Annotated in this window: 21 protein-coding genes and 1 tRNA gene; 11 read left to right on the top strand and 11 right to left on the bottom strand. The window is 31.3% G+C overall.

Annotation, left to right across the window (positions count from 1 at the left end; translation table 11 throughout):
• The first annotated feature begins 168 nt into the window (after positions 1–168).
• Positions 169–366, top strand: a complete 198-nt coding sequence (locus N2251_RS07860) for a Lacal_2735 family protein (RefSeq protein ID WP_260586200.1) — start codon at positions 169–171, stop codon at positions 364–366.
• On the opposite strand, the gene N2251_RS07855 is transcribed toward N2251_RS07860, so the two are convergent.
• Both N2251_RS07855 and pyrF read right to left on the bottom strand, forming a co-directional pair.
• Positions 346–1,140 carry an ABC transporter substrate-binding protein gene (locus N2251_RS07855; protein WP_260586199.1) on the bottom strand — a complete coding sequence of 265 codons (795 nt, stop codon included), beginning with the start codon at positions 1,138–1,140 and terminating at the stop codon, positions 346–348. The genes N2251_RS07860 and N2251_RS07855 overlap by 21 nt on opposite strands.
• 4 nt (positions 1,141–1,144) lie before the next feature.
• On the bottom strand, positions 1,145–1,957 hold the full coding sequence (gene pyrF / locus N2251_RS07850) for an orotidine-5'-phosphate decarboxylase (protein ID WP_260586198.1): 813 nt from the start codon (positions 1,955–1,957) through the stop codon (positions 1,145–1,147).
• A gap of 63 nt (positions 1,958–2,020) precedes the next feature.
• Here pyrF and N2251_RS07845 point away from each other — a divergent pair, with 63 nt between their 5' ends.
• The 9 genes from N2251_RS07845 to N2251_RS07805 all read left to right on the top strand — a co-directional run bounded on the left by N2251_RS07845 (position 2,021) and on the right by N2251_RS07805 (position 9,257).
• Complete coding sequence (locus tag N2251_RS07845) at positions 2,021–3,097, top strand: ABC transporter permease (RefSeq protein WP_260586197.1); 1,077 nt, start codon at positions 2,021–2,023, stop codon at positions 3,095–3,097.
• Position 3,098: 1 nt separating this feature from the next.
• Positions 3,099–3,581: a TlpA family protein disulfide reductase gene (locus tag N2251_RS07840; RefSeq protein WP_260586196.1), complete on the top strand. Its 483-nt coding sequence runs from the start codon at positions 3,099–3,101 to the stop codon at positions 3,579–3,581.
• Between the two features lies 1 nt (position 3,582).
• Positions 3,583–4,056, top strand: coding sequence for a TlpA family protein disulfide reductase (locus N2251_RS07835; protein ID WP_260586195.1), 474 nt, complete (start codon positions 3,583–3,585; stop codon positions 4,054–4,056).
• A 54-nt stretch (positions 4,057–4,110) separates the two neighbouring features.
• The gene (locus N2251_RS07830) at positions 4,111–4,602 is read left to right on the top strand and encodes a TlpA family protein disulfide reductase (RefSeq protein ID WP_260586194.1); all 492 of its coding nucleotides are present in this window, start codon (positions 4,111–4,113) and stop codon (positions 4,600–4,602) included.
• Between the two features lie 24 nt (positions 4,603–4,626).
• Complete coding sequence (gene tpiA / locus N2251_RS07825; protein WP_260586193.1) at positions 4,627–5,385, top strand: triose-phosphate isomerase; 759 nt, start codon at positions 4,627–4,629, stop codon at positions 5,383–5,385.
• Positions 5,385–6,218, top strand: coding sequence for a 50S ribosomal protein L11 methyltransferase (prmA, locus tag N2251_RS07820; RefSeq protein WP_260586192.1), 834 nt, complete (start codon positions 5,385–5,387; stop codon positions 6,216–6,218). The genes tpiA and prmA overlap by 1 nt, the downstream gene beginning before the upstream one ends.
• A 5-nt stretch (positions 6,219–6,223) precedes the next feature.
• Positions 6,224–6,499 carry an ATP-dependent Clp protease adaptor ClpS gene (locus N2251_RS07815; protein ID WP_260586191.1) on the top strand — a complete coding sequence of 92 codons (276 nt, stop codon included), beginning with the start codon at positions 6,224–6,226 and terminating at the stop codon, positions 6,497–6,499.
• Position 6,500: 1 nt separating this feature from the next.
• The gene (locus tag N2251_RS07810) at positions 6,501–6,773 is read left to right on the top strand and encodes a hypothetical protein (protein WP_260586190.1); all 273 of its coding nucleotides are present in this window, start codon (positions 6,501–6,503) and stop codon (positions 6,771–6,773) included.
• 537 nt (positions 6,774–7,310) lie between these two features.
• Positions 7,311–9,257 (top strand): OmpA family protein, encoded by a 1,947-nt coding sequence (locus N2251_RS07805; RefSeq protein WP_260586189.1) that lies wholly within the window; start codon positions 7,311–7,313, stop codon positions 9,255–9,257.
• Positions 9,258–9,624: 367 nt separating this feature from the next.
• Here the strand turns inward: N2251_RS07805 and N2251_RS07800 are convergent, their stop codons facing one another.
• From N2251_RS07800 to N2251_RS07765, 8 genes are all read right to left on the bottom strand, one after another.
• Complete coding sequence (locus tag N2251_RS07800; protein ID WP_260586188.1) at positions 9,625–11,538, bottom strand: OmpA family protein; 1,914 nt, start codon at positions 11,536–11,538, stop codon at positions 9,625–9,627.
• 11 nt (positions 11,539–11,549) lie between these two features.
• The gene (locus tag N2251_RS07795; protein WP_260586187.1) at positions 11,550–12,479 is read right to left on the bottom strand and encodes a PorP/SprF family type IX secretion system membrane protein; all 930 of its coding nucleotides are present in this window, start codon (positions 12,477–12,479) and stop codon (positions 11,550–11,552) included.
• A 70-nt stretch (positions 12,480–12,549) separates the two neighbouring features.
• Positions 12,550–16,245 (bottom strand): T9SS type B sorting domain-containing protein, encoded by a 3,696-nt coding sequence (locus N2251_RS07790; protein WP_260586186.1) that lies wholly within the window; start codon positions 16,243–16,245, stop codon positions 12,550–12,552.
• A 320-nt stretch (positions 16,246–16,565) separates the two neighbouring features.
• Entirely contained in the window at positions 16,566–17,294 is a 729-nt protein-coding gene (locus tag N2251_RS07785; RefSeq protein ID WP_260586185.1) for a LytR/AlgR family response regulator transcription factor, read from the bottom strand.
• Between the two features lie 574 nt (positions 17,295–17,868).
• Positions 17,869–17,942: transfer RNA gene (locus tag N2251_RS07780), tRNA-Arg, on the bottom strand.
• Positions 17,943–18,020: 78 nt separating this feature from the next.
• Positions 18,021–18,248, bottom strand: coding sequence for a DUF2007 domain-containing protein (locus tag N2251_RS07775; RefSeq protein ID WP_260586184.1), 228 nt, complete (start codon positions 18,246–18,248; stop codon positions 18,021–18,023).
• Between the two features lie 12 nt (positions 18,249–18,260).
• Positions 18,261–18,413 (bottom strand): SsrA-binding protein, encoded by a 153-nt coding sequence (locus N2251_RS07770; protein ID WP_260586183.1) that lies wholly within the window; start codon positions 18,411–18,413, stop codon positions 18,261–18,263.
• A gap of 95 nt (positions 18,414–18,508) precedes the next feature.
• A complete protein-coding gene (locus N2251_RS07765; RefSeq protein ID WP_260586182.1) occupies positions 18,509–19,846 on the bottom strand; it encodes an SPFH domain-containing protein in 1,338 nt (445 codons plus the stop codon).
• A 510-nt stretch (positions 19,847–20,356) separates the two neighbouring features.
• On the opposite strand from N2251_RS07765, the gene N2251_RS07760 reads away from it, so the two are divergent.
• On the top strand, positions 20,357–21,298 hold the full coding sequence (locus N2251_RS07760) for a calcium/sodium antiporter (protein ID WP_260586181.1): 942 nt from the start codon (positions 20,357–20,359) through the stop codon (positions 21,296–21,298).
• A gap of 87 nt (positions 21,299–21,385) precedes the next feature.
• Here the strand turns inward: N2251_RS07760 and N2251_RS07755 are convergent, their stop codons facing one another.
• Positions 21,386–22,411 carry a glutamine synthetase beta-grasp domain-containing protein gene (locus N2251_RS07755; protein ID WP_260586180.1) on the bottom strand — a complete coding sequence of 342 codons (1,026 nt, stop codon included), beginning with the start codon at positions 22,409–22,411 and terminating at the stop codon, positions 21,386–21,388.
• Between the last annotated feature and the right edge of the window lie 24 nt (positions 22,412–22,435).

Here is a 22,435-nt window from a genome sequence, read left to right as displayed (position 1 = left end):
ATTAAATAATTAAAAATCCCGAACAATGTTTTTGAAATTGTTCGGGTTTTATTTTATATGTGTCCTATTTATAATAGGTAAAAACCTGTTTTTTATAAGTGAGTTATTTTTATAGCGTTGTAATTCAAATAATTATGTATATTTAGGTTCCGTAAAACTAAAGTAAGAATGTCAAGAATCAGTCAATTACATAGCTACAGAAAACACCTTGAGGAGAGGTATCGTAAATTGGTTGAAAGAGCAAGTGATTATAAGTATGAAGATGAATGTAAGAGTGATCGATCGGCATTTAAAGCAATGCAAGTGCTAGAAAAATTAAATAGAGTTAAATATTTAGATAAAGATTTATCTAATACTGTCGTGTAATTTTATAAAATAATCGAAAGCTTTTAATAATCTACTTCCGTACCAAGAAAACATTTCTCCATCAACTAAAATAGTTTTTGAACCTTTATAATAGGTTGATATTTCATTAATATGTTTTTCTTTAAAAGGATAAGGCTCAGAAGAAAGCAAAATAAAATCCAGCGCATCATTTTTAGATAACTTTTTTAAGTTAATTTCTGGGTAACGCTCTTTGTTACTATAAATATTTTTAAAGTTGTTGAGTTCTAAAAGATGATTGATAAAAGTATTTTTTCCGGCAACCATCCATGGATTTCTCCAAATAAAATAAGCTACTTTTTTTTCTTCAGTATTTTTAATAAATTGTTGAAATTTAACAAACTCATTGTCTAATTTTTCAATGATATTTTCGGCTTCTTTTCTACAAGAAAGAATTTCACCGTATTGCTTTATAAGTTCTATAGAATCATCAAGTGTAAAAATATCAGAAACATGAGTTGGTGCAATTTGTTCACAAGCTTCAACAATCTCTTTGGTGTTTTCTTCTTTATTGCAAAGAATAATATCAGGATTTAAAGCCTTAATTTTATCAATATTTATGGTTTTTGTACCACCAACAACTGTTTTAATTTTTCTTAGAGAAGATGGGTGAATACAAAACTTAGTAACACCAACAATAAGTTCTTCCAAACCTAAATCAACCAATAATTCAGTTTGACTAGGAACTAAAGAGATTATTCTTTTTGGAGTTTCGGGTAATTCAAAAACTCTATTCATTTGGTCTTTGAAATCCATGTAACTAGTTTAAGATAACACTCATTTGCAATTGTAACTCTGCTGCTTTTTTAGCAGCTTCACTTGCAAAGTTTTCGTTGTTAGATGCGTAAATAATTCCGCGAGATGAGTTAATAAGTAAACCTACGTTTTCGCTCATTCCATATTTACAAACATCTTGTAAATTTCCGCCTTGAGCACCAACACCAGGAACTAGTAGAAAACTATCAGGAATAATTTTTCTAATCTCTGTAAAGTATTCGGCTTTGGTAGCGCCCACAACATACATTAGGTTTTCTGAATTTTTCCAAGATTTAGAGGTTTCTAAAACTTGTTTATATAACTCTTTACCATCTACAGTTTTTGTTTGAAAATCGAATGCACCTTGGTTAGAGGTTAATGCCAACATAATGGTATGTTTATCATCAAAAGCTAAAAAAGGCTCTACAGAATCTTTTCCCATATATGGTGCCACGGTAACCGAATCGAATGCTAAATCTTCAAAAAAAGCTTTTGCATACATGGTTGAGGTATTTCCGATATCGCCACGTTTGGCATCTGCAATAGTAAAAATTTCAGGATGCTTTTCGTTTAAATATTTTATTGTTTTTGCTAAAGATTTCCAACCTTTAATTCCGTATGCTTCATAAAAAGCGGTGTTGGGTTTGTAAGCAACACATAAATGATGAGTTGCATCAATAATTGCTTTGTTAAAGGCAAAAATAGGATCTTCTTCTTTTAATAAATGTTGCGGTATTTTAGTTAAATCGACATCTAAACCGATGCATAAAAACGATTTTTTTCTTTTAATTTCGTTAACTAATTGTTGTGTAGTCATGTGTTGTTGTAAAAGTTATACAAAAGTACACTTTTTTAACACTTTCTTTTATCTTTGTTATAGATGTTTCAATATATAATTAATAAAATTTTCTACGGATTCTTAACCTTGTTTGGAGTCGTTACTGTTATTTTCTTTTTGTTTAATGTGTTGCCAGGCGATCCGGCAAGAATGATGTTAGACCAGCGAGAAGATACTGAACAGCTTGAGAATATACGACAAAAGTATGGTTTTGATAAACCGATATTTACACAGTATTTGTATTATTTAAATGATGTTTCGCCGTTGTCGTTGCATAGTAATAATACTGATGATTATACTTTTTTATCCGAAGGAAAATATACTGCGCAAAAATTATTTTCAATCAGCGATATAAATTTGGTGATTAAATATCCGTATTTACGACAATCATTTCAAAAAAATGGAAAGAATGTATCCGAAGTAATTTCAGAAACATTGCCCAATACAGCAGTTTTAGCAATTTTTGCAATTGTAATGGCGTTGTTATTAGGAATCGTTTTAGGAATTTTATCAGCCTTATATAAAGATACTTTTTTCGACAGAATTATAGCGGTAATTAGTACATTAGGTATGAGCGTTCCGTCTTTTTTCTCGGCAATTTTATTTGCTTGGTTTTTCGGATTTGTATTGCATGAATATACTGGTTTAGAAATGACAGGTAGCTTGTATGAAGTTGATGATTTCGGGGAAGGAATGCGTATTCAGTGGAAAAACTTGTTGTTGCCAGCAATTGTGCTAGGTATTCGTCCGTTAGCAGTAGTAATTCAATTAATGCGGAACTCGTTGTTAGAAACGATGAATCAAGATTATATAAGAACCGCAAAAGCAAAAGGGTTAACAATGTATCAGGTAATTCGTAAACACGCTTTAAAAAATTCGTTAAACCCTGTGGTAACTGCTATTTCTGGTTGGTTTGCATCGATGTTGGCAGGAGCGGTTTTTGTTGAGTATATTTTTAATTGGAACGGTTTAGGTAAAGAAATAGTAAATTCGCTAAATACGTTAGATTTACCTGTGATTATGGGAAGTGTGTTGGTTGTTGCAACATTATTTATATTGATAAATATATTGGTAGATGTTATTTATAGTTGGTTAGATCCACGAATAAAATTAAATTAAAATGAGAGTATTTTTATTTTTGATAGTCCTTTTAACGTTGAATAGTTGTGCTGTTTTTCAACCAACATCTTTTACAAATGATGCTTTAGATGAGAAATTAGTTACAATTGATAGAGATTCAATTACGTTAAGAACAATTTTAGCAAATAATAAAGGAACGAAACAATTTGTACAAGTTTTTGCAACGTATTGTCCGGTAAGTCAAGATAGTTTTGATGATGTTATTGCATTTCAAAAGAAGAATCCGTCAATTAAATATGTTTTTTTGTCAGTAGATCATTCTTATTTCGACTGGAAAAGAGGACTTGAGAATATAAAAGTAAAAGGACAACATTATTACATTCCAAAGAAAGGAAAAGGGAAGCTAGGAGCGTTTTTAAAACTAAAAACAATTCCGAGGTTTATGATTTTGAGTAAAAAAGGAGAAATAGAACTTTTTAAATCATCAAGTGTATCTAATAAAATTAATAATAAGATTAAGTAAGATGAAAAAAAGTATAGTATTAATTTTCACTGCAATGTTATTGTTGCAATGTTCGGTTTACAGCCCCTCAGAGTTTTCTAATGAAGCTTTAAATGATATTTTTATTTCTATAGAAGATGAAGAGATTGCATTCAAAGAAATTTTAGCTAAAAATCACGGAAAAAAAATGGTGATTGATGTTTGGGCATCTTGGTGTAAAGATTGTCTTGAAAGCTTACCTGAGATTAAAAAGCTGCAAGAAGAGAGTCCGGAAATAACATATTTATATTTATCGTTAGATAGAGATTTGGACTCATGGAAAGCAGGGGTTGAAAGATTAAAAATAAAAGGGCAGCATTATTTTATGCAATCAGGTTGGGAAGGAAGCTTCGGTAAATTTCTTGGTTTAAGTTGGATTCCTCGTTATTTGGTAATTGATGAATCAGGAAAAATAATCGTTTTTAACGAAACTAAGGTTTCGCAGAAGTTAAGTTAAACTATTAAAAAAATAACGTACTTTTAACTGTTAAAAAAAATAAAAACCTAGTATATGAAAAAAATAATTTACTTATTCGCTTTCGTTTTATTTGTGTCTTGTAATTCAGAAAAACCTTTAGCTTTTCCACAGGAAGTTTTAAATGAGAAATTTTTAACTTTAAATGAAGAATCAATCACATTTAAAGAAATTTTAGCAAAGCATAAAGGAAAAAAAATAATGTTTGAGCTTTGTGCTTCGTGGTGTGCAGAATGTATTTCCGGAATACCAGCAATTAAAAAGTTGAAAGCAGAAAACCCTGATGTTGTTTTTGTTTTTTTATCAATAGATAAAACAATTCCGCAGTGGAAAAAAGGAATAGAGCGATTTTTTAATATAGAGGGTGAACATTATTTTTTACCAGCAGCTCTTAAAGGAGGATATGCAAAAGGTTTAGGAATAAAAGATGTGCCAAGTTATATGGTTGTAAATGAAAAAGGAATTACATCTTTGGCGCACGTAGCAGAATCTATAGATCCAAGATTAACAGCCGCATTAAAACAGTAGTAAGAATATAAAATTAACGTAATTTTGAGAAAAAAAATAGTTGCAGGTAACTGGAAGATGAATATGAACTTTGATGAAACTAAAAAGTTAATCAAAGGGATTAAGAAAGGAACAAAGAAAAAAGTAGGTAAAAACACTAGAGTAATTATCGCTCCAAGTTTTGTGAATTTACAAACGGCACTTAAAAGAACTAAGAAATCAAAAATTGAAGTAGCGTCTCAAAACATGCATCAATCTAAAAGTGGTGCTTTTACAGGAGAAATTTCTGCGGATATGTTAACTTCTTTAGGATTAGATTTAGTGATTCTTGGACATTCTGAGCGTAGAGAGTATTTCGGAGAAACAGATGAAATCCTCGCGAAAAAAGTAACCACTGCGTTAGAAAACAAACTAGAAACAATTTTTTGTTTTGGTGAGGTTTTAGAAGATAGAAAGTCAGAAAATCATTTTAATGTAGTTGAAAGTCAATTGAAAAAAGGATTGTTTCACTTAAAGAAAGGCGATTTTTCTAAAATTGTTTTAGCATATGAGCCTGTTTGGGCAATAGGAACCGGAGAAACAGCATCGCCAGAACAAGCACAAGAAATGCATGCTTTTATTAGAGATATTATTGCTAAAGAGTATGGAAGTGAAGTGGCAGAAAATATTTCAATTCTATATGGCGGAAGTGTAAATCCAGCAAATGCTAAAGAGATTTTCTCTAAACCAGATGTTGACGGTGGATTAATTGGAGGAGCAGCCTTAAAAGCGGATGATTTTATAGCTATAATTAAATCAATTTAATGGATAATATTTATATAGAGTATATTTTTGAAGTAACACCAAAAGAACCAGCAACTGAAATTTTAATAGCTGAATTAGGTGAAATTGGTTTTGAAAGTTTTGTGGAGAATGAAAACGGAGTTACCGCATATATTCAGAAAAACGATTGGAAAGAAAATTTATTAGACGCTGTTTTTATTTTAAAATCAGCAGCGTTTTCGATCAGTTTTCAGCACAATGAAATCGCCCAAACAAATTGGAATGCAGAGTGGGAAAAAAACTTTAATCAAATTCAAGTTGATGACTTGGTAAGTATTAGAGCGCCATTTCACGTGAATCCTAATTTAAAGTACGATATCGTTATAGAGCCAAAAATGAGTTTTGGTACAGGGCATCATGAAACCACTCATATGATGGTACAACATTTACTTAATTTAGATGTTGCCAACAAAAAAGTGTTGGACATGGGATGCGGAACGGGGATTTTAGCAATTTTTGCTGAAATGAAAGGAGCTAACCCAATAGATGCGATAGATATTGATGCTTGGTGTTACGAAAATTCGTTAGAAAATGTTCAAAGAAATAATTGTAAAAATATTACGGTTTATGAAGGTGATTCGTCTCTTTTAATGGATAAAAAATATGATATTATTATTGCAAATATTAACCGTAATATTTTATTGAGCGATATGGATATTTATACAAACTGCTTAAATGAAAACGGAGTTTTATTGTTAAGTGGATTTTATAAAGAAGACATTTCGATTATAGATGCAGCGGTTTCAAAGCACGGTTTAACATTAAATAAAACAATTAACAGAAATAATTGGGTAGCTTTGCAGTATCAAAAATAGTAAAAATGAGTACAATAGAGAAAATACAAGAAGAGCTAGATGTCTTGATTCAAGAAACAAAAAAGCACGAAATTATTTTACATAATGATGATGTAAATACTTTTGATCATGTAATTGATAGTTTGGTAGCTGTTTGTGATCATACCTTAGAACAAGCTGAGCAATGTTCTGTTTTAGTACACTATAAAGGTAAGTGTACCGTTAAAACGGGTGCTTATAAAGAGTTAGAGCCAAGGTGTTCTAAATTATTGCAATTAGGTTTATCAGCAGAGATCGTTTAATATGGAAAATGTTTTTAGGTATTACGAATTCTCTGATTTTATAAAGGATGAATCAACAGCTTTTTCAGGAAATGAAATTTGTTTTTGTGTTTTAAATGAAGTACATTTTTTAATTTTTGAAAAAAATAAAGAAGCTTATAATTTATATGTTTCAAAATATAAATCAAAAAAGGAAGTTGGTTTTAAGTCTCCTGAAATAGTAGAGTTACTGATTGAAAACTATGATAAATCAACACCTGAACATCGAATAATTTTAAGGGAATATTTAGATTAAAAACTCAAAAAAAACTTTTTTTTGAGTTTTTTTATACGCTTATGTGACCTTTTGAAAAAAAAGGTGTCATAAGAGTGTAAACAATGGAATAAATAATTGAATTAATTATAAAAGTACCCCTTAAATTTACTTCTCTGAGTAAAAATTTCCCCTTGTGTATTCCTTTTTTTAGGATATTTTTTGAAAAGAGAAGTTTCTTGTAGAAAGCCTTAGAGGAATTAAAAATAGTAGTAGTTAGTTTTTATACTAAGTTTGGTTAAAAGGCCTTGAACATTTGTTTAAGGTCTTTTTTTGTAAGAATTGTAAGTGATAAAAAAGATGTAGTATCTGTAAATTACTTAATTATTAGGTAGTTGCATTTTTGTAAAATAAATATCTAATTTTAAATTTAAGAAGTTTACATTAAAAATGATACTTTTGTCATTGATTATATTTTTTTAAAAAGATAAAAGTTAGTCTTCAGAAAATCTGTAATTTGTGTTGTGTAGATAATAAAGAGTATAATAAAATTATTAAGGTTTTATAAAATAATAACTTATGAAAAAAACAATACTATTTGTATTATTAATAACGAGCATTGTTGGTTTTGGGCAACGACAGTCTGCAGCAAATAAGTTTTTTGAAGAATTTGCATATAAAAAATCAGCAGAACTGTATGAGTTAATATATGAAAAAGGAGATACTTCGCAAGTAGTGTTAAGTAGATTAGCAGATTCATATTACTATAATGCAGAATTTGAAAAAGCTGAGAAATGGTATGAGAAATTGATGCAGAGTTTTGAAAAGAAAGAAACCACGCAACATTTTTTTAGATATGCTCAAGTTCTTAAGAGTAACGGAAATGTAACGGAGTCGGATAAATGGCTACAGAAGTTAAAAGTTTTAAAAGAAACAGATAGTAGGGCAGTTGCGTTAGAAGAAAATGAAGATTATTTTGTAAAGTATACGAATAAAGAACAAATTTATGTAGATATCTATAATGTTTCTACCAATACAAAGTATTCTGATTTTGGTGGTTTTTTATATAATGATAGATTGTATTTTGCTTCAACAAAGCCTACAGGTCTAAAAAAGGATAATAAAATATATGATTGGAATAAACAACCTTTTTTAAATATCTATAGTTCAGAATTAAAAGAAGTTGATGAAAATAGAGTTTTCGATGTTTCTGAAGCAGAAAAATTAGTAGATTTAAATACGCGTTATCACGAATCAAATATTATCATAACCAGTGATGGTAATACAATATATTTTACAAGAGATAATTATGATGGTAAGAAGTTAAGAAAAGATGAAGATCGTACAGTTCACTTAAAAATTTATAAAGCAAGAAAAGAAAACAATAAATGGGTTGATGTAAAAGAATTGTCATTTAATACAGATGATTATTCATGTGGTCATCCAGCATTAAGTCCTGATGAAAAGACGCTTTATTTTGTGTCTGACATGCCTGGTGGATTTGGAGAAACAGATATTTATAAAGTAGCTGTATTAGAAAATGACACCTATGGAGTTCCTGTAAACTTAGGAAAACAAATTAATACTGAAAGTAGAGAGATGTTTCCTTTTGTAGGAGCTGATAATACGTTTTATTTTGCTTCGGATGGTCATTTAGGTTTAGGCGCTTTAGATATCTTTGAATCAAAAATCAAAAATAAAGAATTTACAAATCCAATAAATTTAGGAGCGCCTGTAAATGGACCTAAAGATGATTTTTCTTTTGTTATCAATAAAGAAAAGAGTAAAGGATTCTTCTCGTCAAATAGAAAAAAAGGAAAAGGAGATGATGATATTTATAGTTTTTTAATTTATGATTGTAAACAAAATATTGCAGGTATTGTAACAAATTCTATTACAGGTAAACCAATGCCAGATGTACAGGTGATGTTGATAGATGACCAAGGTAATCCCGTTTCAAAGCAAGCAACTAAAGAAGATGGTAGTTATGTTTTTGAAACTATAGATTGTGAAAGAAAGTTTACGGTAACAGCGTCTAAAGAGGATTATAGAAATGATCAAAAAAATGCGCAAACGTTAGATGTGAATAAAGAAACCGTGAAGGCTAATTTACAATTAGAGTCGTTAATAATAGAAAATCAAATTGTTATAAACCCTATTTATTTTGATTTCGATTTATTTAATGTTAGAGAAGATGCTGAATATGAATTAGAGCACATTGTATCGGTAATGAAAAATCATCCAGAAATGGTTATTAAAATAGAATCTCACACAGATAGTAGAGGTACAAAAGGGTATAATAAAAGTTTATCAACCAATAGAGCTATCTCAACAAGAGATTATATAGTATCAAGAGGAATAGCATCAAATAGGATTAAAAGTGCCTTAGGTTTTGGCGAAAGTCAATTATTAAATCACTGTGATGATGCAAATAAAAATAAATGTACTAAAGAAGAGCACCAAAAGAATAGGCGTTCTTATTTTTATATTCTAGAAGGAAAAACAAACGTAAAAACAACTAATTAAAGTGTTTTAGTTTTATGAAAACCTCGAAGTAATTATAACTTCGAGGTTTTTTTATGCAATTAAGATAATGAGTTTATTGGTGTCCGGTTCGGTTTTAAAACCCTGTAAATTTATAGTAAAACTTCATTTATACGAGAACATGTAATTATAAGAATTAAGTTTTGTGCTCTATTTCAGGAATTGGAGTCGATTTTTATATGTCCTTAGTAAAATTAATCCTCGCATTTTAGTGTAAAGTGTTTGGTTGCTTTAGTTTGTTCATTTTGGTGCGTAAATAAGGTTATTAGAGTTTCGTTAATTCTATATTAAGGTAAAAAAAAGAGTTCCTTTATGGAACTCTTTTTAGTAATATAATCTGTAAGGGTGTTTAGTTTTCTGTTACTATAAATTCACTTCTACGGTTTGCTTGGTGCTCTTCTTTAGAACACTTTACACGATTCGCACATTTATTAGTTAACATTGTTTCTCCGTAACCTTTTCCTTTGATTCTCTCTTTAGAAATACCACCTTTGGTGATGATATAAGTTACAGTTGAGCTGTTTCTTCGAGCTGATAAAGCTAAATTGTAAGCGTCTCTACCACGAGAATCAGTGTGAGAACGTATATCAATTTTTACCTTCGGAAATTCTTTCATATAGGCGATAACCTTTTCTAATTCAATTTGAGCATCTGGTCTAATGTTCGATTTATCATAGTCAAACAAAATTGGTTTTAAATCTAAAAGCTTAAATAAATCAGCACCTACTTCAGCGGCCTTTGGTATTGGTGTTAAAGCTATCTCTAACTGAACAGGTTCATTGAAAAAATTGTCTACAGCAAAAGAAATTTCAGTAGGATCGAAATCTAATTTAGAACCTACAACTTTATACGTTTGTTCTTTACATTTTAATTTAAAACTAAAGGCTCCTTGAGTATCTGAAACCAAAGTAGCAATAATTTGCTGTGCTGCATCGTATACTAAAACAGTAGCATTAGAAATAATTGCTTTTGTTGTAACATCAGTAACTACACCACTAACCAATTGCTCGCAAGGATTTTTGGTGAAACTATAAATATCATCATCTCCTTTTCCGCCAGCACGATTAGAACTTACAAAACCTTTTAAAGTAGTTTCGTTAATCATATAAGCAAAATCATCTTTAGGGCTGTTGACAGGTTCTCCTAAATTATAGATTACTTTATTAGTAGCATTCATATCATCTACTTTAAAAACATCTAAGCCCCCTAAACCTAAGTGACCGTTAGATGAAAAATATAATGTTCCTTTTTGACTGATGAACGGAAAGTTTTCACGACCTTCTGTATTAATTCCCTTACCTAGGTTTTTTACAGAACCGAAAGAACCATCACCAGCAATGTTTACTTTATAAATATCAGAAGCTCCTAAACCACCAGGCATGTCAGAACTAAAATATAAAACAGTTCCGTTTTTGTTTAAAGCAGGGTGGCCTACATTATAATCATTGCTATTAAAAGGAAGTGCTTCAATGTTAGTCCACTCACCTTTAACTTTAGTTGCTTTGTATATTTTTAAAGTATGCGCATCGTCTTTATTTTTCTTGAATTTTCCTTTAAAATAATTGTTTCGAGTAAAGTACAAAGTGTTACCATCTTTTGTGATAACAGAAGATGATTCGTGGTATTTTGTGTTTACATCACCTCTTAATTCAGTAACTTCATTATCAGAATTTAATGTGTATAAATCTAAAAAAGGCTGTGCATTCCAATTGTAGGTTTTTCCTTCTTTTCTTGATGAAGCAAAAATTAATTTAGAATCGTTTAAAGCCGTACCGAAATCTGAATTTTCTGAATTGATACTTAAGTTTTCTAATTTAAAAGTATCAGAAAGTTTTTCAATTTGAGTTAAATAATCAGGTTGTGCTTTAAATGCTTTAGCTCTAGAGTCGTTAGGCTCTAATTCACAAAATTCACGCATCCATTTATCAGCTTCAGTATAGTTTTCTGTTGCTTTTAAACTTTGCACATATCTAAAGTAACTTTCAGTTTCGATAGCTTCTTTTTCTTCTGAAGCCATTAAAGTTTTGTATGTTTTCGTAGCCGATTCCATATCGCCTGTAAAATAGTACGCATTTGCTAACTGTTGATATTGATTAACGTTAGCGGTTCCGTTTCCTACTAACTGTAAGAGTGTTTTTGTAGTAGAAATGTAAGAGAATTTATTATAAGCTTTATCTGCCTTTTTTATTTTACCCGTTTGAGCGAAAGAGACATTAAAACTTAACACAGCTATGGCTGCAATTATGTGTATTCTTTTTTTCATTGTAATATCGTTTATAAGAATCTTGGAGAAAATATTTTACCTATTTTTTGCAATTCAAATCGAAGAAATAATTCGAAAGAACCATCGTTAAACTGCGCATTACCAAGCTCAGTTGTTTCACGATCATAAGCAAAACCAACTAAAAATTGATCATTTACTTGAAAACCAAGCATTCCACTAAAAGCAGCACTCCATCTATAAGCTGTTCCTAAAATAAATTTTTCATGCAACATAAAATTAGCTGATAAATCAACTTGTAAAGGAGCTCCAGAAACTGCTTTGGTTAAAAAAGCAGGTTTGAACTTTGTGTTTTCGCTTAAGTTAAATACGTAACCACCTGTTAGGTAAAAATTCATACGTTCTTTTGACGTAGATAGCGATTGATTATCTAAATGATCCGTTTCTAGCAAGCTAGGAACTGAAAAGCCTAAATACCAAGTATCAGCATGGCGATAGTACAATCCTAAACCTACGTTAGGAGAAAATTCATTAATGTTTTCGTTTAGTAAATTATCACCTGGGTTATAAATGTTTAATTTATTGTAATCTACATTTAATAAATGCGCAGTACCTTTAAGACCGAATGATAAATTACCGTTTTCAGATACCGGAATTGTATAAGAAAAATCTGCACTAATTGTTGTTTCTTGAGTAGGGCCAATTTTATCGTTGATTATTGATAAACCTAAACCTAATTGTTGTGATACTCCAATAGGAGAGTGCACGCTTAAAGTTTGAGTTTTTGGAGCACCATCTAAACCAACCCATTGTGAACGATGTAAGGCTAAGATGCTTAAAGCACCTCTTTGACCTGCATAGGCAGGGTTTATGCCTATCGTATTATACATGTATTGCGTATACTGAGCGTCTTGTTGAGCAAAACCATCGGTACAAAAGACCGAGGTAATAATAAGTACTAATGTTAAGAATATATTTTTCATTATAATGATTCTTTTTTTTAAATTGATATGGAAGTAGCATTTTTAAGAATGCTACTTCCTTTCTTAATTTTTAGCGTTGGATATATAAATAACCAGATCTCTTTTTTGTTGTTCCTTGATTGTTTTTATATGATAATACATAGAAGTAAGTTCCAACAGGTAATTTTTCATTCTGTTGAATAGTTATACGACCACCAGATTCTCCTGAAAAGTATTTTCCATCTTGTCCATAGCCTTTTGTATTGTAAACTTCTACTCCCCAACGATTATAAACATGTAACTCATTGTTTGGATACAATTCAATATTACGAATTGTAAATACGCCATTGTTTTCGTCACCATCTGGGGTTACTGCATTGAATATTTCTAATTCATCAGTATCATTTGATAAATCGATATCATTAACCTCTAAATAATCAGAAAGGGTATCACCATCACTATCAAAAGCATCGTTACCAAAACCATTACCATCATTGTTAGGATCTGGATTTTCATCAACAGTTAAAATACCATCACCATCATCATCTTCATCTAAATAATCTGGAGTTCCATCATTATCTGAATCATCATTTGTAGGATCGTTATCTCCTGTAGCATCAACATTTCCATCAGATAAATCTGTATCGCTATAATCTTCATTTACAGTATCTATACCATCATTATCATCATCAGTATCTAAATAATCAGGAATATCATCTCCATCGGTATCTCCATGAATAAATTCTTCTCCGTTTAATACGTTATCATTATCACAATCACCATTACTCCATGCTAAACTAGGGGTAAGCGTAATGTGTGCTGGATTAAATTCACATGGATTTGTTGGGTCTGTTCCGTCAGCAATCTCATCGCTGTTGGTAACTCCATCTCCATCTTCATCACAATTACCTGTTGATGTAACTGGTAAAGTAATGCTTCCGTTATTGAATGAACAACTACTTAGAGGATCCGTTCCATCGTTATCTTCATCTTCATTAGTAACACCATCACCATCACAATCACCTGTAGAGGTAACGGGAATAGAAACACTTCCTGTTAAGAAAGAACAATCATCTTTAGGATCCGTTCCGTCGTTATCTTCATCTGTGTTTGTAACACCATCGCCATCACAATCACCTGTTGAGGTAACAGCAACAGAAATACTTCCAGTTAAGAAAGAACAATCATCTTTAGGATCCGTTCCATCGTTATCTTCATCTACGTTAGTAACACCATCACCATCACAATCACTTGTTGAGGTAACGGCAATAGAAATACTTCCTGTTAAGAAAGAACAATCATCTTTAGGATCCGTTCCGTCGTTATCTTCATCAGTATTAGTAACACCATCACCATCACAATCACCTGTTGAGGTAACGGCAATAGAAACACTTCCTGTTAAGAAAGAACAATCGTCTTTAGGATCCGTTCCGTCGTTATCTTCATCTGCGTTTGTAACACCATCACCATCACAATCACCTGTTGAGGTTATGGCTACAGAAACACTTCCCGTTAAGAAAGAACAATCGTCTTTAGGGTCTGTTCCGTCGTTATCTTCATCTGCGTTTGTAACACCATCACCATCACAATCACTTGTTGAGGTAACGGCAACAGAAATACTTGCTGTTAAGAAAGAACAATCATCTTTAGGATCCGTTCCATCGTTATCTTCATCTACGTTAGTAACACCATCACCATCACAATCACTTGTTGAGGTAACTGCAACAGAAATACTTCCCGTTAAGAAAGAACAATCATCTTTAGGATCCGTTCCGTCGTTATCTTCATTTGCGTTTGTAACACCATCGCCATCACAATCACCTGTTGAGGTAACGGCAACAGAAATATTTCCCGTTAAGAAAGAACAATCATCTTTAGGATCCGTTCCGTCGTTATCTTCATCTGCGTTAGTAACACCATCACCATCACAATCACCTGTTGAGGTAACAGCAACAGAAATACTTCCCGTTAAGAAAGAACAATCATCTTTAGGATCCGTTCCATCGTTATCTTCATCAGCATTAGTAACACCATCACCATCACAATCACTTGTAGAGGTAACAGTAATAGAAATATTTCCCGTTAAGAAAGAACAATCGTCTTTAGGATCCGTTCCATCGTTATCTTCATCTCCATTTGTTACACCATCACCATCACAGTCTCCATCTTGCCAAACGGCATCATTTGTATCAGCAATACTTCCTGGTGTATAATCACAAGGGTCAGAAGGATTGGGGTCTGTTGTGTCAGGGTCACCATCACCGTCTGAATCAAAAGTTATTATTGCTGCAGTACTAGTATAATCAGTATCGCATATATATGATGGGGTTGTTAAAACAACTCTATAAGAATATCCGTCTATAGTATTTGTAACACCTGTTAAACTAAGTGTTGGTGTATTAACTCCGCTATATACGCCTCCGTTAGTTAAATTACTGAAACCAGTACCTGAGTCTAACTGCCATTGGTATGAAACAGGTGTTCCTGTGCCAGAAGTATTTACTGTTACGGTAAAAGTTTGATTAGAATTGGTAGAAACTAATAAATTATCAGTAGGTTGCGTTGTGATACCAACCAAAGCAATACTAGCCTGTAAGTAATCATCGACACTATTTGTATCTTGATCGTTTGGTAATGTATTGTAAGTTGCCCCAGTTATACCTGCAGCTATTACTAAACCATTTGCATCTACAACAGGTATTCCAGCTCCGTAATAACCATTTGAATCAGTATCTGTTCCTGAGCCATAAACTTCGTTAACATCTGGACAACCATCATTATCAGAATCATTATCTAAGTGATTTGGGATTGAATCTGCATCTGCACTTGCTTCATAAATATCAGGTACTCCATCACTATCACTATCTGTGTAAATAGTTGTTGTTCCATCAGCGTTTGCTGTATAAGTAGGATGATCTCCTGTGTTATCTTCAATATCAAGATAGTTAGGTAGCCCATCTCCATCATGATCTCCGTTAGGATCATTTCCGCCTGCTTCAACAACGTCTAGTATTCCATCATTGTCATCATCTAAATCGATGTCATCAGTAATATTATCGCCATCATTGTCACCTAAACATACAGTGTATAAAGGTGTACTAATGGGAAAATCATTGTCATTTAAATCAAAATCTTTTAAATAGCCACTATTTGCATAGTTGTCAAATTCTACATAAGAAATGTCATTAAACTCATACATTATCCTACTGGTAGAGCCGTTGCTTTCGTTTTGTGAGCCTACGGCATTTAAATCAGGAGGTGTATTGTCAATAGTTAAATTTGTTGGAATTGCTGTTGCTGAAAAACGTACGTTAGAACCACAATCGGTAGCTAAGGCTTCATTGTTAGGGCCATCAATATCATTAACAACAAAACGAAAATCATTTAAAGGTATTGGAGTAATACCATCTGCTTGTAAAAAGGTAAATCTAATTCGGCTCAGATTGTTTGGAATTCCACTAACAGATGAATTACTAGTATATCTGATGTTGTCTCCACTTATTTGAAAATTACCATCTTCTGGTCCAGAAACTCTCTCAGCTCTAATATGAGCAAGTAAAGGAATTGTAGGAGAGGATACATTAAATAATGCATTGTTGGTTCCACTACCTGTTGCTACAGAGTTTACTGTTACTAACTCGTAATTTTGAGCATACGTTAAACTAGCTGTTAAGCAAAGAAGTAATACAATTGGTATTGTTCTAATTAGTTTAAAGTTAGACTCTTTACTTGTTCTTAAAGAAGTAAAGCGCAAAGTATTAAAGATACTTCGAGTTAAATTATTCATTGTTTTAAAAATTAGTTAATAATTAAATATTAGATGAATCAGGGGGTAACAGTTTTATTTAATTAGCAAAAATAAGTTGGAATAGATTGCTTTTAATAGGTAAAATGACTAACGGTGATATATTAAAATAAACGGTATAAAGAGAGGGTGAGGAAAGATTAATTTAAGTAGTTCGAAAACGATTTATCTTCTTTAATTAAGGTTAGTTTATAATTAGAGATGTTTATTTTATATGTTGAAAAATTATTCATAAAAAAAAGGTAAAGAACGATACCGCTCTTTACCTTTTTATGAGTAAAATGTTAAAGGAGAGTGAGTTGTTACTTTAAAAGTAGTTTTTTTTGCAAAGGTTCTTGTTTTCTTCGGGAAACATCAAGTGTGGTTCCGTCGGTTAGTTCACAATAAAAGCCATCAGATTTATGAATGGTTTTTACATGTAGTAAATTTACGATGTATTTTTTGTGAATTCTGAATAGATTTTGATCCCCTAATAACTCTTCATAGGTACCAATGTTTTTATTAGCTATAAGAGAAGTATTGTCATTTAAATAGAATTTTGTAAGATTCCCGTTAGATTCAGCATACTTTACAGTATTAATTTTAATCATTTTAATAAGGTTTCCTACTGGAAGTGCGATAAACTCTTGATTATTAATCTCGTTTTTATCTTCTTTTTTTTGCTTAATTTCTTCAATAGCGCGATTTACAGAAGTGCATAGTTCTTTAATACCAAAAGGTTTTAATAAATAATCTATAGGATTGTATTTAAATACTTTAATGGCGTGTTTTTCGTAGCTAGATATAAATATAATTTGAGCAGATTTAGTACTCGCAATATCTAAGAGTTCGTAACCAATGTCATCATTTAAATGAATGTCTATAAAAATAAGGTCTAAGTTTCCAGAGTTAATAAGTGATAAACCTTCATTAAATGATTGCGCTGTCGCTTTAATCTTAAGGTCTGGGAAATATTCTTTTAAATAAAAAGATAGTAAATCAATGCTTTTTTTATCGTCATCAATAATACCTATAGTATAGTTTTTTAACACCTTTTTTAATTTTTAATAGTACAAATATAAACATGATAACAGTAAAAATATCGATAAATTATAATCGGTTGTATTTTGAAATAAACGGTACTTATTTGTGATAATCGTTCAGGGAGAGGTTGTGTTATTTATCTGCTTAATTAAATTCAAAACTCTTATTTTTTTCATTTTGTAAAATGATTAGTTCTAATGCGTTTTTCCTTACATTTTTTTACTGGATTTTGTTCTTTTTATTAGGGCAATAAGTTCTACGCGTTCAAGCTTTTGAAACCTATAACGACAATATAAAACAAGATAGAAGTACTGTTTTTTACAAGTGAATGACTCGTAGATCATCAAGGTTTTATTTGGTGCACCACAAAAAAAGGTTTGGTAATTATAAGTTAGACAAAAGTATACATCATAAAAAAACAATAAATTACAGTTTTTTTGTAATAAAAACCCTCAATATATTTTAATTACTTTAAAATATATTAAAAACAGTATTCAAGATAATTCTGTTTATATATTATAAGGACAAAAGTATTTTATTAAAATAAAAAAAACCACATAAATTAATATGTGGTTTTTATTGTGACCTCGGCTGGATTCAAACCAGCAACCTCTTGAGCCGTAATCAAGTGCGCTATTCAGTTGCGCCACGAGGCCGTTTTGCGGGTGCAAATATACAGCTGTTTTTTGATTCTAAAAAATAAAAAAACACTTTTTTTAAAAATAATTTTTTAATTATTCACCAAGTTCTTGCTTGAAGTCATTTATGGTTTTTTGAGCAGCCTCAGAATCAGATTTATAGATGAATAATTCGCAAGATGCTTCTGTGGTTCCAAATCCTGCTAATCGACCAGATTCTTTACTGTCTTTAATTAAGGTAGCTATTTTTGCTTCATCAAGTAAAAAAGCAAGCCTGTTTGTTAAAATTGTGGTTCCGGTATATATTTTTATGTGTTCTTTCATAATTGTAAAATTTTAATCCAATGAATTTGTGGTTACAAAAGCGCGCCATCCAATAATTGCTAATTGAAATTTTGATGCTTTAGAAATATCTAGCTCCCTTTTTGTAAAAGAAGGAAAAAGTGCTTTGTTTAATTTAGCTAAAAATTTAAAGAATTGTTTTTTCATTATAAGTTTGATTCTGTTTCAAAAATACTGAAAAATAATTTGTTAAAATAAGTGAAGTAAAAAGCATTACTTCACTTATTGTTGTGAAAATGTGGTTATTTTTTATTTTCCATCATTTTTTTTGCAAGATCAGCACCAATTAACGATTGTAATAAATTTCCGTTATTCCCGTTTTTACTACCTTCAATATAGGTTTGAGGTAATTGTAAATCTTTTATTTGTTCTGCAACACCAACAGCTGTTTTGTAATTCCATTCTGCTTTTTCTTGCGGCGTTAAACCAGCGCTAACTAATTTTGAGTTTTCATAATACATAGCATCTGCAGCAACTTTTTTACTTTTAGCTTTGTATTGCTCTACTTCAAACTGTTTTTTCTCTTTTATTAAGTTGAATCCAGCTACCTTCGCTTCAGTTTCTGCTTCAATGGTTTGCTGAATTTGAATTTTCTCTAAACGAGCTCTTTCTTTCGCTTTTTCAGATTCTCCTTTAGCAACCTCTTTTTTAGCTCTATAATATTCGCGTTCTGCTTGTTGTTTTTCTAGTTGTGTTTGCGCAACTTCATTTTTTTGTAAATCTAAACGTTCATCAAAAGAAGCTTCCCAATCGATACCAGTTACTTGAGCTTGGTAAATTTTTAAACCATATTGCTTTAAAGTATTTGAATTGTCTCTAATAATGGTACCGTTTTCGTTTCTTTTTATTCTGAATTTTTTTTGCTTACTAGATTTGCCAACTTTTATTTTTCTAATTGTTGTGGTGTCACCTACAATTTCGTTCATATTTTCAGCTTCGTAATATTGCTCTACTTGATACATTCCGTTTTCTAATTGATCTCTAAAGTATCTATCAAAATCAGATGCTTGACCAGAAATGTAATCCTGTGCGTCCATTAATTTACAGGTGTTTTTAATAGCTGCGTCAATATTAGGTAAAACTCTTCCGTAAATCAATTTAGATTCACTTCTGTTTCTATCTGCCATATTCAAGAAAACCTCTTCATCATTAATGTTAACTCCAACAATTACAGAAGTACTTATTTCTGCTTTAATTGCGTCACTGAATTCCCATTTTTGAGCTTTTCTATTGTAAATTCCTCGGTCACTTTTTGGTAGTTCACTTTCGTCATCAACAATAATATCTTTTATTGATGTTTCATATGAAAGCGGAATAATTCTTCCCCACCATTTAAGTTTTAAACCTTGTGTGGTAATCATCTTGTCTCCACCAGACACATATTGTACTGCATAAGCTGTACCTGCATCAGCGTAAAAAAACATTCCTGTTATGATGCTCATAAGAGCACCGAGTACCGTAAGTTGGATGCTTCTTTGTAGGGTGAACCAATTTAATGTTTTATTGTTTTTAATAATTGAATTTAATACAATGGTAGTTAACCCTGTAATAATTAGTAATACTCCGATAAATGTTAGCATAGTTATAATGTGATTTTAAAGTTGATTAATATAAAAGTGTTAGTATAGTTGCAATTTTAACTGCAATAGTAATTATTTTAAGAGTAATAGTGATCATAGATTTTAGTATTTTTAATAGTTAATATTGATCGATTCCGGAATTGTTTTATCAATATATATCAAAGTGAATCATACTTCCAAAAGGTTTCGTATGATTTAATTTATTTGTATTTAAGTTTAAAAAGTGTTTTTTGTTTTAAAGTAAAACATATTTTACTTTGTTTGTGTTATTTATTGAAACTTATAGTTAATGTAGTAGTTTAAATATGTAATAAGATAAAGGGGTTTTTGTGATGAGTTTTTAAAACTAAAGGAAAATAGGTTTTGTAAATGTGCTTTTTTGCCTTTTTGATTTTTAATCAATCATAAAAAAAAGAGAAAATTTAAAAAAGAACCGCCTGTGTTTTTGATGTTTTTTAACGGTTGTATATTTTCATATCAAAGTTCTATCTTCGCAAAAAATAATAATAGATGAGTATCATATATATAGTAATAGGATTGTTCTTGTTGGTTCTTGGTGGTAATTGGTTATTGAAAGCGGCAGTAGGCTTGTCTTTAAAATTAAATGTACCGAAGATTGTAATTGGTATGACCGTGGTTTCTTTCGCAACTTCAGCGCCTGAATTAATAGTGAGTATTAAATCGGCATTGAATGGTGCGACAGGTTTGGCTGTAGGAAATGTAATTGGTTCTAATATTGCAAACTTAGGATTGGTTTTAGGGATTACTTTGATTCTTTCGACGATAGAGGTTGAAAAGAGTTTTTATAAAACAGATTGGCCAGTAATGATGGTTGCATCTTTTTTGTTGTATTTATTTATTGCTTTTGATAATACAATTCAGCAATATGAAGGAATTATTATGTTTGGAATATTAGTGGTGTTTTTGATTTACTTATTACGTTTTCAAAAAACCGCAGTGGTAGATGAAATGCCAGAAGATGATGAAGCATTGCCGTTGTATAAAATTGTGTTTTTTTTAGCGATTGGAGGTTTTTGCTTATGGGCAGGATCTGAATTGTTGATAACAGGTTCAGTTGATTTAGCTAAAAGTTTAGGCGTTAGTGATGCTGTTATTGGTGTTACAATCGTTTCTGTAGGAACAAGTGTTCCGGAATTAGCAGCTTCAATAATAGCGGTATTAAAAAAAGAAAAAGCTATTTCTTTGGGGAATTTAATAGGTTCGAATGTGTTTAATATTTTGGCTGTTTTAGGAATCACGGCAATGATTACACCGATAGAAATAAAGTCGGATGCGTTAAGTTTGGTAAATAACGATATCTATTGGATGTTAGCAATTTCATTAGCGGTATTGCCATTGGTGTTTTTTCCTAGGAAATTAAGGTTAAATTGGAAAGATGGAATTATATTGTTAGTGTCTTACTTTGCGTTTATTTATTTAACCTTGAAGTAGTAAGTAGATCTAATAAATAAAAAAAAGCCTTTAAATTAATTTAAAGGCTTTTTAGTTGTTGTTAGTGTGTGTTGTTATGGAAATAATTTATTTGAATTGTTCGCTTACTGGTTTTACAGTTTTAATAATTCTGGCTGCAATTTTATAAGGATCACCGTTAGAAGCAGGTCTTCTGTCTTCTAGCCATCCTTTCCAACCTTTCTCAACTGTGATAATAGGAATACGAATTGAAGCTCCTCTATCAGAAACACCATAGCTAAAGTCGTTTATAGAGGCAGTTTCGTGTAAGCCTGTTAAACGCTCATTATTATATGCTCCATATACTGCCATGTGTTCTTTTGTTACTGCTCTAAATGATTCACAAATAGTTTCATAAACTTCTTTAGAACCACAAGTTCTTAAAACTTCATTAGAGAAGTTTGCATGCATTCCAGAACCATTCCAGTCTCCTTTTACAGGTTTAGGATGATATTCTATATAGTAACCAAATTTTTCTGTTAATCTATCTAATAAGTATCTAGAAATCCAAATTTCATCACCTGCTTTTTTTGCGCCTTGTGCGAATAATTGGTATTCCCATTGACCCGAAGCAACTTCTTGATTGATCCCTTCAAAATTTAATCCTGCTTCAATACATAAATCAGCATGTTCTTCAACAAAATCTCTCCCGTGTGTGTTTTTTCCACCTACAGAGCAGTAATACATTCCTTGTGGTCCAGGGTATCCTCCAATAGGAAATCCTAAAGGTAATTGAGTAGCTGTATCCATAATAAAATATTCTTGCTCAAAACCAAACCAAAAATCATTATCATCGTCATCAATAGTAGCTCTTCCGTTAGTTTCATGCGGAGTTCCATCAGCATTCATAACTTCTGTCATAACTAAATAGCCGTTGTCTCTTGCAGGATCTGGGTAGATTGCAACAGGAACAAGTAAGCAATCTGATGCTCCACCAGAAGCTTGTTTTGTAGAAGAACCATCAAAAGACCAGTTTCCTAACTCTTCAATTGTTCCTTGAAAATTCTCGTGTTCCTCAACCTTTGTTTTACTTCTTAGGTTTTGTGTTGGTTTATACCCATCTAACCAAATGTACTCTAACTTAATTTTTGCCATGATACTGTGTGAATCTATTTTAGG

Origin of the sequence: Tenacibaculum haliotis (assembly GCF_025215075.1) — a bacterium.
In the GTDB taxonomy this organism is placed as follows: Bacteria; Bacteroidota; Bacteroidia; order Flavobacteriales; family Flavobacteriaceae; genus Polaribacter; species Polaribacter haliotis_B.
Note: the sequence above shows the minus strand (reverse complement) of the source record. Positions and strands in the feature narration are given on the sequence as shown.

What these genes read in the sequence shown, in the direction of transcription:
- N2251_RS07815 (WP_260586191.1), top strand. Translation starts at nt 6,224, where the DNA reads ATGAGTACAATAGAGAAAATACAAGAAGAGCTAGATGTCTTGATTCAA.
- pyrF (WP_260586198.1), bottom strand. Translation starts at nt 1,957, where the DNA reads ATGACTACACAACAATTAGTTAACGAAATTAAAAGAAAAAAATCGTTT.
- N2251_RS07765 (WP_260586182.1), bottom strand. Translation starts at nt 19,846, where the DNA reads ATGCTAACATTTATCGGAGTATTACTAATTATTACAGGGTTAACTACC.
- N2251_RS07775 (WP_260586184.1), bottom strand. Translation starts at nt 18,248, where the DNA reads ATGAAAGAACACATAAAAATATATACCGGAACCACAATTTTAACAAAC.
- N2251_RS07790 (WP_260586186.1), bottom strand. Translation starts at nt 16,245, where the DNA reads ATGAATAATTTAACTCGAAGTATCTTTAATACTTTGCGCTTTACTTCT.
- N2251_RS07760 (WP_260586181.1), top strand. Translation starts at nt 20,357, where the DNA reads ATGAGTATCATATATATAGTAATAGGATTGTTCTTGTTGGTTCTTGGT.
- N2251_RS07830 (WP_260586194.1), top strand. Translation starts at nt 4,111, where the DNA reads ATGAAAAAAATAATTTACTTATTCGCTTTCGTTTTATTTGTGTCTTGT.
- N2251_RS07845 (WP_260586197.1), top strand. Translation starts at nt 2,021, where the DNA reads ATGTTTCAATATATAATTAATAAAATTTTCTACGGATTCTTAACCTTG.
- N2251_RS07795 (WP_260586187.1), bottom strand. Translation starts at nt 12,479, where the DNA reads ATGAAAAATATATTCTTAACATTAGTACTTATTATTACCTCGGTCTTT.
- N2251_RS07770 (WP_260586183.1), bottom strand. Translation starts at nt 18,413, where the DNA reads ATGAAAAAACAATTCTTTAAATTTTTAGCTAAATTAAACAAAGCACTT.
- N2251_RS07805 (WP_260586189.1), top strand. Translation starts at nt 7,311, where the DNA reads ATGAAAAAAACAATACTATTTGTATTATTAATAACGAGCATTGTTGGT.
- N2251_RS07810 (WP_260586190.1), top strand. Translation starts at nt 6,501, where the DNA reads ATGGAAAATGTTTTTAGGTATTACGAATTCTCTGATTTTATAAAGGAT.
- N2251_RS07855 (WP_260586199.1), bottom strand. Translation starts at nt 1,140, where the DNA reads ATGGATTTCAAAGACCAAATGAATAGAGTTTTTGAATTACCCGAAACT.
- N2251_RS07835 (WP_260586195.1), top strand. Translation starts at nt 3,583, where the DNA reads ATGAAAAAAAGTATAGTATTAATTTTCACTGCAATGTTATTGTTGCAA.
- N2251_RS07840 (WP_260586196.1), top strand. Translation starts at nt 3,099, where the DNA reads ATGAGAGTATTTTTATTTTTGATAGTCCTTTTAACGTTGAATAGTTGT.
- N2251_RS07800 (WP_260586188.1), bottom strand. Translation starts at nt 11,538, where the DNA reads ATGAAAAAAAGAATACACATAATTGCAGCCATAGCTGTGTTAAGTTTT.
- N2251_RS07755 (WP_260586180.1), bottom strand. Translation starts at nt 22,411, where the DNA reads ATGGCAAAAATTAAGTTAGAGTACATTTGGTTAGATGGGTATAAACCA.
- N2251_RS07860 (WP_260586200.1), top strand. Translation starts at nt 169, where the DNA reads ATGTCAAGAATCAGTCAATTACATAGCTACAGAAAACACCTTGAGGAG.
- prmA (WP_260586192.1), top strand. Translation starts at nt 5,385, where the DNA reads ATGGATAATATTTATATAGAGTATATTTTTGAAGTAACACCAAAAGAA.